We start from the raw sequence: 15,645 nt of genomic DNA, 5'->3' as shown, positions 1-15,645 counted from the left end.
GGCTGCGCGTCCCTTCTTGGAAAAGGATAGTCCAGCGGTGGATTTTTATAGGGCAACGAGCCCATTTCCTGCTGGGCCAGACACCCATTATCTCGCATTGGACTTATATTTCCAGCAGCATGGAATGCAGGAGTTCGGCCGCGTGGCCCCGCGCGCGTGCGAAGAGCTGACGATGCATACGATCATCGAGGAAGAGCTGTTGTATCCGGCCGCGCAACAGGCGCTGCCCGACGACGACAAGCTCGATGTCGATGAAGCCTACGTCGAGCATTTTCTGGTGAAAACGCTGATCGCGAAGTTCGAGACGCTGAAGCCGGGCGACAAAGGCTTCGACGCGACGTTCAAGGTCATGTCCGCGCTCGTGCGGCATCACGTCGAGGAAGAGGAAGGCGAACTCTTTCCGGCCTTGCGGCGCACCGGCTGCGATCTCGCCGCGCTCGGTGAAAAGATCGCGGCGCGCAAGCAAATGCTGCAAGCCAGGCTGGATCAGGCGGGCAGTCGCGCGGTCGGCGACAAGACCTGATGGGAGCCTTGAATTTGCGCGCGGCGCTCGCACTGATTCGTTTAAAACGTCGCTGCGACAGTCATGTCTATAAGTCGACACTTACGGACGTGCGCACCCTGTTACATGTCCATTAACATCGATTTCAGGAGGTACAACAGGATCGCCTGATGAAGCAGGGAGAGCCATGTCAAGGAGAAAGCTGAAACTGACGCAGTATCTGGCGGCAGGGGTCGCCTCGCGCGACGACTTTTCCATCTACGTCACCGCGCGCCGCAGCGCCGATGGGCGATTCTATGCCGATCTGCTGGTGAGCCGTAAAGTGGATGGCCGCCGTCTGTTCCCGTTCGATGGCGCGCCCGAAGTCGGTCCGTTCAACAGTATCGAGGAAGCGCGGCTCGCCGCCGAGGAGTACGGTGCGCGAATCGTCGCGGCCGACCTTGCCTGTCCCGAGGCGTGAGCGCGCGGCCCGCCGCGATATCGCCTGGCGACACGATCGCCTTCAAACGCTTGCCCTGGTTCACGACTGGCACGCGGTGGATCTGTGCCCGCCGTTTTCGTTCTGACGTCGTCGATGTCGCCTTCCTCGAGCACCAGTCCGGCGGCGCGCTGATTTGATTGGCACGTCGAATAGCGGGGTGCCATCGAACGAACGCGCGCCGCGGGGAACAACGCTTGCTAGCCTGTGGCTCGCCGTCATTCGGGCACGGTGCATGTGGCGCCGTACCGCGGCATCGCTCACGTTCACGGAGAAGCACTTATGGACAAGGAACTCGAAGCCCGCATTCGCACGCGGGCATACCAGATCTGGGAAAACGATCCGTCGCCGGAAGGGAGAGCCGACGACCATTGGGAAGAAGCGCGCCGGCAGATCGAGGCGGAAGGCGCGGCCGACGAGGCTGCCGTGCCGCAGGAGGCGACCGATCAGTCCGCGGAGCGCGAGCGCGGCTCGCGCATCGCGCCCGAAGAGCAACTGCAGGAAATGTCGGACGATGACATGGAACCGCCGAAGCGCGCCACGCGGCCGCGCGCCGGATAAGCGAGCGCCGCCCCTTTACACCGACGCCGGCGATGGCGTCGGTGCCACCGGCCATGCGCGTTGGTGGCGCGTCGCGGTCTCTCATCGGTGGTCCCGCTCGACGCGCTGGAGTTGATCGAAGTAATGCTCGACGCGCGACAGCGCATACAGCGCGGCGGCCGACCGCACGTCGTTGCGGTCGCCCGAAAAGCGCCGCGTCTCGGCGAAGGTGGTGAACTCATTGCCGCGCCGTCGGAACGACCACGCGAAGCATTGCGTGCCTGGTGGCGGATCGTCAGCGGAGCCGCCATGCGCGCCGCTATCGGCGAGCCCCGTGTTCGATACCGCGATGTCCGCGCAGCAGCCTTCCTGGCGCAGCGCGCCCTCGGCCATTTCGCGCGCGACCGCTTCGCTGGTAAGCCCGTATTGCTTCATCGTGCTTTGCCGCACGCCGAGAAAGCCTGCTTTGCCCGATGGCGAGTAGCTGACGAAGCCGACATCGAGACACGCGCCGCTACCCGGCACGCTCGCCAGATACGACGCGATCTGACCGCCGGTGCAGGATTCGGCGGTCGCGAGCTTCAGACCTCGCGAGCTGAGGAAGGACACGACCTGCATGGGAATGTTCATGATTTTCGCTTTGGTTGTGCGACGGATTCGGACGGCATTTGGTTCGTGCAATCGCTCCCGAGAAGCGCGCAGCAAAGATCGGTCCGGGCGCGCTTCACGTTTCGCGCATCGCCACGAGCACCTGCCGGCGGTATGCTCATTACTGAAGCGTGAAAGAGCAGCGGACTCGCGCGCGGCCTCGTCGCAATGCGTGGCGCGCGCAGCGCTGCGCATTCGCGAGGAGGTGGCGATGAGCGATTTCGACGAAGCGCGCGCATGGATGGTCGAACGGCAGATCGTGCAACGCGGCGTGCGCGACGACTACGTGATCGAGGCGATGCGGCGCGTGCCGCGCGAGGCATTCGTGCCATCCGAACTGCGCGAATTCGCGTATGACGATACGCCGCTGCCGATCGGCGGCGAGCAGTCGATCTCGCAGCCGTACATCGTCGCGAAGATGCTCGCGGCCGCCGAGTTGCAGCCCGGCGATCGCGTGCTCGACATTGGCACGGGCTCCGGCTATGCGGCCGCGATCGCCGCGGAGATCGCCGGCCGGGTGGATTCCATCGAACGCGACCCGAGCCTCGCCGAGGGCGCGCGCGAGCGCTTGCAGCGGCTCGGCTACGAGAACGTCGAAGTGCATGTCGGCGACGGCACCGCAGGTCTTGCCGCGCATGCGCCCTATAACGCGATCATCGCGGCGGCGGGCGGACCGCGTGTGCCGCGAGCGCTGCGCATGCAACTCGCCGTGGGCGGACGGCTCGTGATGCCGGTCGGCAGCAGTCAGAGCCGTCAGCGGCTCGTGAAGATCGTGCGGCGCGGTGAACACGACTACGACGAACATGCATTCGGCGACGTGCGCTTCGTGCCGCTCGTCGGCGACGATGGCTGGCCGGAGCCAGGCGGCGCGCCGCGCGCGGATTTGCGGCCCGCATCCACGTCCACGCCCATCCCGCTCACGCCTACGCCGGCCGCACCTACGCCGGCCGCGCTCGAACTCGCGATTCGCGACGCGGCCGAACCGTTGCCCGACATCGATTCCGCGGAATTCGCGGCATTTTTCGACCGCTTCGCCGGGCAGCGCATCGTGCTGCTCGGCGAGGCCAGTCACGGCACGTCGGAGTTCTACCGTGCGCGCGCGGCGATCACGCGGCGCCTCGTCGAGCAGCACGGCTTTTCGATGATCGCGGTCGAGGCCGACTGGCCCGACGCCGCGATCGTCGACCGGCATGTGCGCGATCGGCCGATGCCCGGCGGGCGGTCCCGACCGTTTCGCCGCTTTCCGACCTGGATGTGGCGCAACACCGACTTCATGGGCTTGGTCGCGTGGCTGCGCTCGCACAACGCCGCGCACCCCGAGCGCGAAACGCGCTTTTACGGGCTCGATATCTACAGCCTTTCCGAATCGATCGACGCGGTATTGCGCTATCTCGACAGCGTCGACCCTGCCGCGGCGCGCATCGCTCGCGAGCGTTATGGGTGCCACAGTCCGTGGCAGAAAGATCCGGCCGTGTATGGACGCGCCGCGTTGAGCGGCGGCTACGCGCAGTGCGAAGAACACGTGGTCGCGCAACTCGGCGATCTGCTGAAAAGCCGGCTCGACTATGCGCGCGAAGATGGCGAGCGCTTCCTCGACGCGGCGCAGAACGCGCGGCTCGTGGCGGTCGCCGAGCACTACTATCGCGCGATGTACTACGGCGGGCCGCAAAGCTGGAATCTGCGCGACACGCATATGTTCGACACGCTGCGTCATACGCTCGACAGCCGCGGGCCGCAGGCGCGTCTGGTCGTGTGGGCGCACAACTCGCATATCGGCGACGCGAGCGCCACGCAGATGGGCCGCATGCAGGACGAGATCAATCTCGGCCAGCTGTGCCGCGCGCAGTTCGGCGACGCGGCGGCGCTGATCGGGTTTGGCACGCACAGCGGCACGGTCGCCGCGGCGAGCGATTGGGGCGGACCGATGGAGGTCAAAACCGTGCAGCCATCGCTCGAGGGCAGCGTCGAATTCAGCATGCACGGCACGGGTCTCCCGCGCTTCCTGCTCGACCTGCGGCCCGGCATGCACGACACGCTGCGCGAACGGCTGCGCGCGCCGCTATTGGAGCGCTTCATCGGCGTCATCTACCGTCCCGGGACCGAGCGGTATAGCCATTACGCGGAAGCGTCGCTGGCCGAGCAGTTCGATGCGTTCGTGTGGTTCGATCGCACGAGCGCGGTGAGCGCGCTGCCCGTTTCCGCCGACGAAAAGAACCACGCGGCGGAGACTTTTCCGTTCGGTGTGTGAGGGCGATCGGCACGCTCACGCCTCAGGCGAGGAACGCGGCTTGCAACGGAACGGACAGTGCATTCCAGCTGGTCCGAACCGAGGGGGCGCTCATGAACAAGGTTGTACAGCGCCTCGCCATCGCCGCGATGTCGGGTGTTGCCAGTGGCGTCGTCTGCGCGCAAGGCGCCTGGCAAGTGGAGCCGCGACTAGGCGAACCGTGAACATGCGGGGCGCGCGAACCAGGCCGTGGTTCAGCACGGACAGCGCCGCCAGCATGGCGCGAGCAGTGCGCGCTAGCGGCGACGCGGCCTGGCTGCCGCCACCGCCGCGCGTGCTCGCGGTTCCGCCATGAAGGACGAACCGGTCTGGTTCCTGCTGATCGGCGCGCTGCTCACGTTCATGGCCGTCGCGCGCGGGCCGATCCGCCGCTTGCCGCTGACCGGCGCGATGATCTATCGGCTGGTCGGCGTGGCGGTCGGGCCGGCCGTGTCCGGGCTCGTCGGGGTCGATCTGCTCCGCAATACCGCGTTGGTCGCGACGCTGGCTGAAGTCGGGCTCGTCGTGTCGTTGTTTTCGATCGGCATGCATCTGCGCGTGCGGCTGCGCAATCCGCTGTGGTTGTTGCCGCTGCGGCTCGGCGGCCCGGCGATGCTCTTCACCGTTGCCTTGATGTTCGGCTTCACCGCTTTGGTGACCGGACGCGCGGACGGCGCGGCGCTGCTGCTGCACGCGTATGCGTTCGTCGCGGTGTTCGTGGCGGGCGTCGCCGTCCGTCACGAGGAACTGCGCGCGACGGGCGACAAGAATCCCTCGGAAGTGCTCGACGAGGTGCAGCACGGCGAACAGGTCGATGTCGCCCAGGATCCGGAAATGGCGCATGCGGTCCTCGCCGAATCGATGATGGGCTTCATGCGCGAAATGGAGCGACTCGCGGAGTTGTCGCTGATGCTGATCATCGGCTGCGTCGTGTCCGCGCACTGGCACGAGATGTTCGATCTGCGCGCCGTGTTGCCCGCGGTGTTTCTGTTTTTCGTCGCGCGGCCGCTGTCCGTCGTCGTCGCGATGATGGGTGCGCGCATCGACAACAGCCAACGGCATCTGATGGCGTGGATGGGGATTCGCGGCGTCGGCGCGTTTTACTACCTGATGTTCGGCCTCGAATACGTGCGTGGCGCGATGACGCCGCTGCTGCCCGCCGTGCTCGATGCGATCGTGTTGTCGGTGCTGCTGCATGGCTCGACCGCGAACTATCTGTTGCGGCGGTATTTCGACCGGCGTCGCTGAATGAAGCGACGGGCGCGATGGCTCGCGTTAGTTGTCGGGCCGCGCTCCGCCTGGCTCCCGTTTGCCGCTCCTTGTATCGCAATGTATCCGTGCGGCCCGGGGATACGTGCGCTTACCAAACCCGCTGATCCAGACACATGCGAGATACGTCGGCGCGTTCAAATACGTGCACCGCAAGTTCGAGCCCGGATTTGCAGACCTGAATATCACTGGATCAACAGGAGTAAGCCACCATGACCCGCATCGAAGAAGTGCTGTACACCGGCAAAACCCATACGACTGGCGGCCGCGAAGGCGCTGCGCGCAGCTCGGACGGCCGTCTCGACATCAAGCTGTCGTCGCCGGGCACCTCGGGGGGTGGAACGAATCCCGAGCAGTTGCTCGGCGCGGGCTGGTCGGCGTGTTTCATCGGCGCACTCGGGCTGGCGGCGCGCGCGTTGCACCTGTCGTTGCCGGCCGATACCAGCGTCGATGCGGAGATCGATCTCGGCACCACCGATGGCGCTTATTTCCTTCAGGCGCGGCTGTTCGTCAGTCTTCCCGGTGTCGAGCGTGACGTGGCGCACGGGTTGATCGAGCGAGCGCATCTGACCTGCCCGTATTCGAAGGCGTTGCGCGGTAATGTGGATGTGCAGACTACGCTCGTTTGAGCGTCGCTGAAGGTGGTGGCGGGGCCGCGCCGAAGCATCGCGCGGCCCCGCGTATCTGCTATGCCAGCAGGTTCGAAAGCTACGCGGTGTCGGGTTCGAGCGGCCCGCTACGCCGCAGGCGCAACCGACGCTCCCGCGATCTTGTGCCGCGCGAGCGATTGCGCCACAAAACCCGAGGCCTTCATCTCTTCGACAAACGAACGCAGCGCGTGAGCCGCCGCTTCGCCGCGGCTCTTCGGCACACCCATCGCCTGCCGGATCACCATGAAGCGCTCGTCTAGCAGCCGCAGACCGGGAGTTTGCTTCGCATCGGCCTCGAGTTGCTGCTTCACGCCTGCCGCCACTTCCAGATGCTGCTCGACAAACGTCGGCACGACGCTCGGCGAGCTCGGCGCGCGCACGATTTGCGCGGATTTCAGCTCGCGCGTCAGAAACAGATCGTACGCACTGCCTTGGCCAACGACGACCCGGTTGTGCGCCTGATCCACATCCTGATTCGAGCGTACCGGCGAGTCGTCGCGCACCAGGTAGAAGCCTTCGATCAACACATACGGCGCCGTGAACGCAATCGTCTCGCCGCGCAACGGATCGATCGCGAAGAAGCCGAAATCCGCGCGCTCCTCGCCGACGGCCTGCACCGATTTGCCGGCCGTATCGAAGACCACCAACTCCAGTTCGACGCCGAGTTTCGCGGCGAACGCGCGCGCGAGATCGACCGATACGCCGAACGGCTCGCCGGAGTCGGCGTGACGATTGGCCAGGATTGGATTGCCGAGATTGATCGACGCGCGCAGCTTGCCCGTGGGCGTGAATGCGGCGACGACGGAAGGATCGATGGTCATAAGGCCTCTCGTGGCGATGGCGTTGGGGCGAGCGAAGTCTCAGGGTTCAAGGATTTCGCTGATGCGGGATAGCGCGTTGAGAGTATGCAGCAGATGCTCGCGCGTTGCTTCTGACACTTCTTCGTTGCGCTCGCGCTCCAAGAGTTCGGCAGATGGTCGATCTCAAGCCTGCTGCGTCGTCAAACTTTTCTGCAATGTCGACGGGAAGTCAAGACGCGTTTCGATGACCGCGGTCGCGTCGATCGGTCGAATGGTCAGAAGCTGGTGAAGGTCAATTATTGATAAATCTATCTGATTCGCATGGACTGTAACCAATTTTCAGAGTTGGTTGATTGCGGTCCGCACAAATCTGATGAACGATCGAAGCGGATGCGGCGGAATCATTGCCATCATTCTCAATAGGCGCCTGACTTGCGTCACTGGCGCATTTTTCATTAAGGAACACTGCAAAATGCCGGACACGCGACAACGTAATAGCAAGTTATATCGGTTGGTCACAGGGGGGCGTTATCGCAAGCCCGAACGACGGAATGTAATGGACATAGGTAGCGGGTCGGCCAGCAGCGTCGCACACGCGACATCAGCGATCAGCATTGCGGGCAACTTCGACCAGCGGTTCGCGCTTCGCGATGGCAACGGCCGTGCGCTTCTTGAGACGCTCCATGCGGTCCGTTTCCGACCGGGCGAGCTAAAGCATAGCGTCACCGATCAAGCGGGAGGTACAACCAGATACGCAACAGACGGCGGGCGAAATCTGGCCGTGTACCCTGGACATAGGGAGGCTTGATGCCGAGCGTCCATTACGCAGCGGTCGAAGGCGATCCGCTGACGAGCGGCGACGGTAGTCGCGTGTTTGCAAGCGAGAGGGTTGGAACTATCGCAGACCAAAGCGGTAGACAACGCCGCATGGCATTTATCGGCGATCACGCATATTGCGGAAAGTGCAAGAACACGGGCCCGATCACCTGTGGTGCGGGTGTGGACGACATGCGCCGCATGGTTGATCTTGCAAACGGCGGGCGACGTCAGGCGGTGGGCGGTGACATCGTTCTCTGCAAATGCAGCGAACCACCGCGAATCATTGCAGTGCATGGGCGTCGATGAATGATCCACGATAGCGGTGCCGCCGACCGGATCGTCGCACGGTCCAACACGTCTACCTCTTTGTTTACGTCTCCTGTCGAGACTATTCCATGACCAGCAATTCACGCTGAAGGATGCAGGCGGTAACGCGCTCGCCGATACCAATTACACGGCCCGGCTTCCATCGGGCGCACTTGTTCACGGTATCACCGATTCGCAGGGACGCACCAGGCGCTATAGGACAGACGGCGTGCGGTCCATTCACATTTATCTTGGTCATAGGGGGCGTAATGCCTGATGCGCTTGGCACAGCACTAACAAATACCGACCCGAATTCGAGCGTAACAGTCCGATCGGACAGGCTCGGCAAGCCTTGGCGTTTTTCGACAGACGGGTATCAGTTTATGGCCGTCCTCGAAAGTGGCGTAGTAAATGGAACCTATCTTGGCAAACCCGTCGTAAACGGCTTTATTGTGAAGGTCTATGACGACGGTTACGGAATTCCGACAGTTGGTTTGGGGCATAAAGTGCTCCCACAGGACAATCTCAGAATTGGCGATGTAATACCCGTGGAGCGAGCAGAGTCTTTTTTTGAAGTAAATTTGCAGCCAATCGAGAAAGCCATAAATAACGACGTGCGGGTGCCACTCTATCAATACGAGTATGACGCGCTTGTGTCGATCCTTTATAACTCGGGGCCGTATCCACGTGATGGCGATGCGTGGTATCCGAAATCTCGCTGCAAGTATCTCGCGGATTATCTAAACCGCGGTGAATATGACAGAATGCGCGATGTAATTCGCTCGTTCGTCGCGCATCGAGTGCCATGGCGTCGTCGCCTGGAAGCGCAACTGTTTGTAACGGGGGTTTATGATGCGCGCCACTAGTATATTCGCGTTGCTCTGCTTGACCGCGCAGCTGACTTATGCATCCACATCGATCTACGGGTCCGCCTTCGACTATAAAAAGGCTCAGCCCACAAGCATATATTTCACGGGAAAAAGCCCCGCGGAGATTGCGTCGTATTGCAAGAAGGAATATCTTGGGACGACGGATATATCGGCTTGTGCGCAATTCGATTACGAAATGGAAGCTAAGACCCTGAACAAGAAGATTGCCGAAATAGAAAAGGTAACGAAAGACTATGATCGCGAGCATCGAGCAAACGGAGAACCTGAGGCACTTCCTTTTTTCGAAAAGGCGCAAGCGAGCTGGCAACGTTACAGGGACAATAATTGTTACTCAGAGGTTTATCAGGTTGGGCAAGCATCATTGCACTTTGTATACTTTTGGGACTGCATGACCCGAATGACAAAGAACAGGCTTGATGAATTGACCAGGCCGGACGCTGAGGAATAACAAGAAGCGGCCCCGCGCCTGCGGGGTTGTGCCTGCAAGGGCGGGGGACGCCAGTTATCCGTGCCACGTCCCCTCGCCCTTTCACCCGCCAGCGTTACTTCAATCGCGCAACTTAACCGCCGTCATCCGCGGCATCAACAGATGAATGATGCCCAGCGCAACCAGATACGCCGACGCGCCGACCGTAAAGAGCGCCCAATACTGCCCGGTGCGCTGCAAGGTCTCGCCGATCACGCCGGAAAAGAAGAACGAGCCGACCATCCCCGCCACGCCGCCAATACCGACCACCGTGCCGACCAGCCGCTTCGGAAACACGTCGCCGACGGTCGTGACGAGGTTCGCCGACCAGCCCTGGTGCGCCGCTGCCGCGAGACCAACGGCGAAGACCGCCCACCACAGGCTCTGGAAATACGACAACGTTGCGATCGGCACCACGCACAATGCACAAATGAGCATCGTGAGCTTGCGCGCGAAATTCGGCCTGTTGGTGCGGGCCATCAAACGCGACGACAGCCAGCCACCCGCCACGCTGCCGACCGATGACATCGTATAGATAGCGATCAGCGGCAGGCCCATGTTGCCGATGTCGATATGGCGCGACTCATTGAGCCACTTGGGCAGCCAGAACAGATAGAACCACCACACCGGATCGGTCAGCAGCTTGCCGAAGACAAACGCCCACGTTTCGCGGTACTTGAGCACCGACAACCAGCCGACTTTCTGCTCGACGACTTCCTCGCGATCCGCATTGATGTAGTCGAGTTCTTCCTTCGACACCGACGGATGCTCCGAAGGCTGACGATAAACCAGCATCCACACCGCCAGCCAGATGAAACCGGTCGCGCCGCCCGCGATGAACGTCGCGCGCCAGCCCCACATCACGGCAGCGATCGGCACGAAGGCCGGCGCCACGATGCCGCCGATCGTCGCGCCCATGTTCCAGAAGCCCGTCGCTAGCGCGCGTTCCTTCTTCGGAAACCACGTGGCGGTAGTGCGGATCGCAACCGGAAAATTGGCCGCCTCGCTGAAGCCGAGCAGACCGCGCACGGCCGCGAAGCCCGGCACGGTCGATGCCACCGCGTGGAGCATCGCCGCGAGACTCCACAGCGCCATCGCGCTGCCGTAGACCTTCTTCGTGCTGACGCGATCCGCGATGCGGCCGAAGATCGCGAGACCCACCGCATAGGCGACCGTAAACACCATCACGGTCTGCGCGTACTGCACCTGGCTCCAGCCGATATCCTTTTGCAGCAGCGGCGCGAGCAGCCCGAGCATCTGACGATCCATGTAGTTGATCGTCGTCGCGGCGAAGATCATCGCGCAGATGGTCCATCGGTATCGTCCGACGGCCGTGCGTGCGGCGGCCGTCGTGGCTTCTATCGTTTTCATCGTGTCTCCTAAGGTTTCTGGAAATAGTGTCTATACGGTTGTTCGATGCAGTCAATGCGCGGAGGCGGGCATTCCTTCGCGCGGGCTCATGCGGGAGAAGAACACGACCCCGGCGGCCACCACCGACATCACCGCGAGTCCAGTGAGGCCGCCCTCGATCGAGCCGGTTTTCTGTTCGAGGAAGCCGAAGGCCGCTGGCGCGACGAAGCCGCCGAGGTTGCCGATCGAGTTGATCAGCGCCAGCACCGCGGCGGAAATCCGCGCGTCGAGATAACCCTGCGGGATCACCCAGAACAGTGACGAGGCGGCCTTGAAGCCGATCGCCGCAAAGCAGATCGCGACGAACGAAAACACCGGGCCGCCCTGGCCGGCCGCATACATGCCGAGCGCGGCGATCAGCAGCGCGCACGCGACCCACGCCTGCTGGAACTTGAAGCGCGCCGCGAGCATCGCGAACAGATACATCGCCGCGATCGAGATCAGCCACGGAATCGAGTTGTACAGGCCGACCTGGAAATCGTTGAAATGGCCCATCTTGCGGATGATGCTGGGCAGCCAGAAGGTCGCGCCGTAGATGGTCAGCGATACCGCGAAATAGATCAGGCAAAAGATCAGGATTTGCGGATCGCGCAGCAGCGCGCCTATCGATGGCTTGACCGGGTGCGCGGCAGCGCGCTGGCGTTGCTCTTCGCCGACCGCATCGAGCAGGGCGTCCTGCTCGGCGCGGGTGAGCCAGGCGGCGTCGCGCGGCTTCGAGTCGAGCCACAGCAGGATGAAGCCCGCGAGCACGACCGAGAACATGCCTTCGATGATGAACATCCACTGCCAGCCGCGCAGCCCCGCGCCTTCGATCAGCATCAGCCCGCCGGAGATCGGCCCGGACAGCACCGACGCGAGCGCCGAGCCGCTCAGGAAGATCGCCATCGCCTTGCCGCGCTCGTTGCTCGGCAGCCATTGCGTGAAGTAGTAGATGACGCCGGGAAAGAAGCCCGCTTCGGCCGCGCCGAGCAGGAGCCGCATCGCGTAGAACGACGTCTCGCCGCGCACGAACGCCATGCCGGCCGCGGCCAGCCCCCACGTGAGCATGATGCGCGCGAGCCATAGCTTCGCGCCGTAGCGCTGCAGCAGGATGTTCGACGGCACTTCGAAGATCGCGTAGCTGATGAAAAAGAGCCCCGCGCCGAGCCCATAGGCCGCCGCCCCGATGCCCAGATCGGCGCTCAGATGCTGGCGCACGAAGCCGATGTTCACGCGGTCGATGTAGTTGACGATGAACATCACGACGAACAGCGGCAGCACGCGCCATTTGATCTTGCGCACCGCGCTCGCCAGCGCGCCGGCGCGCTCGGGCCGCGCCGTGTCGGCACTCGGGCTACTCATGGGGGTTGTCTCCTTCGATGGCGACGCGCGTTGCGCGTCGCAGGGCTCGTAGGCGCGGATTGGAAGCGGGAGCTAAAAGCGCGGATTCTTGCCGGTGAAGCCCGGCTCGTACTTGCGCATCTGCGAGAGGTCATCGCGATTGCGCACGCCGCACGACAGATACTGCGCATGCAGTTCAGCGAGCCGCTCGCGGTCGAGCTCGACGCCGAGGCCCGGCGTGGTGGGCACGCGCACCGAGCCGTTGTCGAACTCCACGCGGCCGCCCTTGATGACTTCTTCCTCCTGCCACGGATAATGCGTGTCGCACGCATAGGTCAGGTTGGGGATGCTTGCCGCGACGTGCGTCATCGCCATCAGGCTGATGCCGAGGTGCGAGTTCGAGTGCATCGACATGCCGAGATCCCACAGCTTGCACATGCGCGCGAGCGTCTGCGTCGCGCGCAGGCCGCCCCAGTAGTGGTGATCCGACAGCAGGACCTTGACCGAACCCATCTCGGCGCCGCGCCGGAAATCTTCCATCGTCGTGATGACCATGTTGGTCGCGAGCGGCAGGCGCGTGTGCTTCGCCAGTTCGGCCATCCCTTCGAGACCCGGGCACGGGTCTTCGTAGTACTCGAGCAACTCGTCGAGTTCAGGGGCGGCGGCGATGCTCGTTTCGAGCGTCCAGTTGGCGTTCGGGTCGAGGCGCAGCGGCACGCCGGGGAACGCCCGATGCAGCGCGCGCATGCACGCGATTTCGTGTGCCGGTTCGAACACGCCGCCCTTCAGCTTGATGCTCTGGAAGCCATACAGCTCGATCATTCGCCGCGCCTGCGCGACGATCTGCTCGGGGCTCAGACCTTCGCCCCAGGCATCGGGTGCATAGGGCTTGTCGACGTGCTCGGCGTATTTGAAGAACAGATAGGCGCTGTAGGGCACGGCGTCGCGCACCTTGCCGCCGAGCAGGTCGACGACCGGCGCGCCGACGATCTGCCCTTGCAGATCGAGCATCGCGACTTCGAGCGTGCTGATGACTTTCGGCGCGTTCTTCGCCGAGTGCGAGCCGGGCGCGAGTTCGAATTCGACCGCGCCCGGGCTCGCCTTGATCGACGCTCGCACGCGCTCTTCCATCCGATTGAGGTCGAACGGCGACAGGCCGGTCACCAGCGACTTCGCCTGTTCGAGCACGCGCAGCATCGGTTCGTCGCCATAGGTCTCGGAGATGCCGACGCGGCCGTCGCTCGTCTCCAGTTCGACGATGGCGCGCAGCGCCCAAGGTTCGTGGATTCCGGCGGCGTTGAGCAGCGGGCCGTCGCGGAAGGCGATCGGGGTGATGCGCACCTGCGTGATGGTGATGTCGCGAGTCATGATGGCAATCGGCATAAGAGGAGTTTGATGGGACGGATGGTAAAGCACTAATGTATTAGTGCGTTACTGGGGTAAGTACCCATGTGCACTGTTCGCGGAATTCCGCTCGCAAGCCCGCTGGAAGGAGCGCGCGTCGGCTATAGTACTAGTGCCTCAGCGGACCGCCATGCCGGGTCACGCCTGCTTCCATGCTTCAGTTTCTGCCATGAAAAACCACGCTCATTCGTCGACGGTAACCCGGCTCGACCGCTCCCGCCACGCCGCGCCGCAAGTATTCGAACGACTGCGCGAAATGATCCTTTCCCTCGAACTCACGCCGGGTACGGTGCTGTCGCGCACCGAGCTGGCGAACCGCTACGGGCTCAGCCAGACGCCGGTGCGCGACGCGCTGATGAAGCTCGGCGAGGAAGGTCTCGTCGACATCTACCCGCAGCACGCGACGGTCGTCAGTCAGATCAACGTGACGTCCGCACTGCAGGCGCATTTCCTGCGCCGCTCGATTGAACTCGAAGTGGTGCGCACGCTCGCGCAGCAGCGCGACGCCACGCTGATCGCTGAACTGCGCCTGACGATCGCGCGGCAAACGGAAGTGCTCGACCTGAAGAACTACGAGCAGTTCTCGCTGCTCGATCAGGCGTTTCATCGGCAGATGTACGAGGCGGCCGGCGTGCCGCAGCTATGGGATCTGGTGCGTAGGTTGAGCGGCCATATCGACCGGCTGCGGCGCCTGAATCTGCCGGTGGAGGGCAAGACGATAGCGGTCGTGCGCGATCACACCGAGATCGTCGATGCGATCGACAAAGGCGATGTCGAGGCGGCGCAGGCAGCGCTACGCAAGCATCTGTCGGGGACGCTGAGTCAGATCGATCAGATCCGCACAAGTCATCCGAATTTTTTGGCGGACGAGTGAGCGTTCGCTGATTCGCTGGCTACGGCTGGTTCACGGTCATTCTGAATGGACCGCCGTTCGCCGCCGCGTGGGGTACCGCTTCGTTGAGCGGATCGCAGCATCCTCGTTTTCATGTTCATCGAACCGGAAGCACGGCGGCTGGTGGATCGCGCACGACGCGACAGCCCTAGGACCTTGGTCCGATTGACGCGACAGCCACGCGTGGCACCCTTGTACAAAGCCGGAATACTCATATTCAACCTGTCAGGGAGGTCGCCATGTTTTCATGGAGCCGGGAGTTCGCGGTCACGGTCACGGCTGTGTCCGTGATGGCTTGCGCGGGAAGCTCCTGGGCAACCGAACAGGCTCAGCAGCGTCGCGCCGGACGTGACGTTCGCCAGGAGACACGCCAGGGTTCCCGCCACACGAAGCAGGAGTGCCGGGCCACGGACCAGAAGAGCAATTCGCAATGCCGGCAGGACAAGCGGCAAACCAAGCAGAACGGCCGTCAGACGGCCAGGAATATCAAGTATTGAGCGTTTGCGTTCGCGTGCGCCAGCTGGGCACTGAACCAGCGACAGCAGGGGATGGCAGACACCACGTCCACCAGATCAAGCGGGGAAGCTGATGCGAGCCTGCCGATACGTAGCGCTTTGCACCTTGCCGTTCATGATCGTCGGCTGTAACACGCCTCCGATCGCACCGGGCAAGCCGGTCGATATCCCGACTGCCCTCGAGCAGGTTCTCCAGGGCCTGTGCAATTTCCGCAAAGATCAGGCCGGCCGGAAGCAGGATCTGGGCGCTGCAATCGACTCTATCACCGTGGAACTCGACCTGACCGTCGACGGAGCGAGAAATCCCCCGGTGGCGGTGGCACCGGATATCCAGTTCATTCCCACGGTTAGCTATGGTCAGATCATGACGGCAAACAGGGGTAGCAGACTCGTGCTTACGCTGAAAAACACTGGCAGCGGTGCCCACGGCGGCGACTGCGATGTCACCGCGCCGGCCAGGTAGGGACCAC

15 protein-coding genes and 1 pseudogene are annotated in these 15,645 nt (G+C 63.1%); 11 read left to right on the top strand and 5 right to left on the bottom strand.

What is annotated here, in order from left to right:
• Nucleotides 1–136: 136 nt before the first annotated feature.
• The 3 genes and pseudogenes from F6X40_RS32350 to F6X40_RS32340 all read left to right on the top strand — a co-directional run.
• Nucleotides 137–523, top strand: a pseudogene (locus F6X40_RS32350) (hemerythrin domain-containing protein); the annotation flags it as partial.
• Between the two features lie 166 nt (nt 524–689).
• Nucleotides 690–962, top strand: coding sequence for a DUF6723 family protein (locus F6X40_RS32345; RefSeq protein WP_184068463.1), 273 nt, complete (start codon nt 690–692; stop codon nt 960–962).
• A gap of 300 nt (nt 963–1,262) precedes the next feature.
• Nucleotides 1,263–1,541, top strand: coding sequence for a DUF2934 domain-containing protein (locus F6X40_RS32340; RefSeq protein WP_187630620.1), 279 nt, complete (start codon nt 1,263–1,265; stop codon nt 1,539–1,541).
• 81 nt (nt 1,542–1,622) lie between these two features.
• On the opposite strand, the gene F6X40_RS32335 is transcribed toward F6X40_RS32340, so the two are convergent.
• A complete protein-coding gene (locus F6X40_RS32335; RefSeq protein WP_187630619.1) occupies nt 1,623–2,150 on the bottom strand; it encodes a CinA family protein in 528 nt (175 codons plus the stop codon).
• Nucleotides 2,151–2,379: 229 nt separating this feature from the next.
• On the opposite strand from F6X40_RS32335, the gene F6X40_RS32330 reads away from it, so the two are divergent.
• The 3 genes from F6X40_RS32330 to F6X40_RS32315 all read left to right on the top strand — a co-directional run bounded on the left by F6X40_RS32330 (nt 2,380) and on the right by F6X40_RS32315 (nt 6,332).
• Entirely contained in the window at nt 2,380–4,416 is a 2,037-nt protein-coding gene (locus F6X40_RS32330; protein ID WP_187630618.1) for a protein-L-isoaspartate(D-aspartate) O-methyltransferase, read from the top strand.
• 330 nt (nt 4,417–4,746) lie between these two features.
• Nucleotides 4,747–5,682 carry a cation:proton antiporter gene (locus F6X40_RS32320; RefSeq protein ID WP_187630617.1) on the top strand — a complete coding sequence of 312 codons (936 nt, stop codon included), beginning with the start codon at nt 4,747–4,749 and terminating at the stop codon, nt 5,680–5,682.
• Nucleotides 5,683–5,915: 233 nt separating this feature from the next.
• Nucleotides 5,916–6,332, top strand: a complete 417-nt coding sequence (locus F6X40_RS32315; protein ID WP_187630616.1) for an organic hydroperoxide resistance protein — start codon at nt 5,916–5,918, stop codon at nt 6,330–6,332.
• A gap of 107 nt (nt 6,333–6,439) precedes the next feature.
• Here the strand turns inward: F6X40_RS32315 and F6X40_RS32310 are convergent, their stop codons facing one another.
• The gene (locus F6X40_RS32310) at nt 6,440–7,174 is read right to left on the bottom strand and encodes an ABC transporter substrate-binding protein (RefSeq protein WP_187630615.1); all 735 of its coding nucleotides are present in this window, start codon (nt 7,172–7,174) and stop codon (nt 6,440–6,442) included.
• A 1,373-nt stretch (nt 7,175–8,547) separates the two neighbouring features.
• On the opposite strand from F6X40_RS32310, the gene F6X40_RS32305 reads away from it, so the two are divergent.
• Together F6X40_RS32305 and F6X40_RS42810 are read left to right on the top strand one after the other, a co-directional pair.
• Nucleotides 8,548–9,144 carry a lysozyme gene (locus tag F6X40_RS32305; RefSeq protein ID WP_187630614.1) on the top strand — a complete coding sequence of 199 codons (597 nt, stop codon included), beginning with the start codon at nt 8,548–8,550 and terminating at the stop codon, nt 9,142–9,144.
• A 199-nt stretch (nt 9,145–9,343) separates the two neighbouring features.
• The gene (locus tag F6X40_RS42810; protein ID WP_262421626.1) at nt 9,344–9,616 is read left to right on the top strand and encodes a lysozyme inhibitor LprI family protein; all 273 of its coding nucleotides are present in this window, start codon (nt 9,344–9,346) and stop codon (nt 9,614–9,616) included.
• A gap of 99 nt (nt 9,617–9,715) precedes the next feature.
• Here F6X40_RS42810 and F6X40_RS32295 read toward each other — a convergent pair whose 3' ends face one another.
• The 3 genes from F6X40_RS32295 to F6X40_RS32285 all read right to left on the bottom strand — a co-directional run bounded on the left by F6X40_RS32295 (nt 9,716) and on the right by F6X40_RS32285 (nt 13,732).
• Nucleotides 9,716–11,005 (bottom strand): MFS transporter, encoded by a 1,290-nt coding sequence (locus F6X40_RS32295; RefSeq protein ID WP_187630612.1) that lies wholly within the window; start codon nt 11,003–11,005, stop codon nt 9,716–9,718.
• 51 nt (nt 11,006–11,056) lie between these two features.
• The gene (locus F6X40_RS32290) at nt 11,057–12,385 is read right to left on the bottom strand and encodes an MFS transporter (protein WP_187630611.1); all 1,329 of its coding nucleotides are present in this window, start codon (nt 12,383–12,385) and stop codon (nt 11,057–11,059) included.
• A 72-nt stretch (nt 12,386–12,457) separates the two neighbouring features.
• Nucleotides 12,458–13,732, bottom strand: coding sequence for a glucarate dehydratase family protein (locus F6X40_RS32285; RefSeq protein ID WP_187630610.1), 1,275 nt, complete (start codon nt 13,730–13,732; stop codon nt 12,458–12,460).
• A 205-nt stretch (nt 13,733–13,937) separates the two neighbouring features.
• Here F6X40_RS32285 and F6X40_RS32280 point away from each other — a divergent pair, with 205 nt between their 5' ends.
• The 3 genes from F6X40_RS32280 (at nt 13,938) to F6X40_RS32270 (ending at nt 15,638) form a co-directional block, all read left to right on the top strand.
• Entirely contained in the window at nt 13,938–14,642 is a 705-nt protein-coding gene (locus F6X40_RS32280) for a GntR family transcriptional regulator (protein WP_184068489.1), read from the top strand.
• 257 nt (nt 14,643–14,899) lie between these two features.
• Nucleotides 14,900–15,157 carry a hypothetical protein gene (locus F6X40_RS32275; RefSeq protein WP_187630609.1) on the top strand — a complete coding sequence of 86 codons (258 nt, stop codon included), beginning with the start codon at nt 14,900–14,902 and terminating at the stop codon, nt 15,155–15,157.
• Nucleotides 15,158–15,290: 133 nt separating this feature from the next.
• Nucleotides 15,291–15,638 (top strand): hypothetical protein, encoded by a 348-nt coding sequence (locus F6X40_RS32270; protein ID WP_084754269.1) that lies wholly within the window; start codon nt 15,291–15,293, stop codon nt 15,636–15,638.
• The last annotated feature ends 7 nt before the right edge of the window (nt 15,639–15,645 follow it).

The sequence above is a fragment of the Paraburkholderia sp. UCT31 genome (genome assembly GCF_014397655.1).
GTDB classification, from domain to species: domain Bacteria; phylum Pseudomonadota; class Gammaproteobacteria; order Burkholderiales; family Burkholderiaceae; genus Paraburkholderia; species Paraburkholderia tuberum.
The sequence above is the reverse complement of the archived record's forward strand: the minus strand, read 5'-3'. Positions and strand labels throughout refer to the sequence as shown.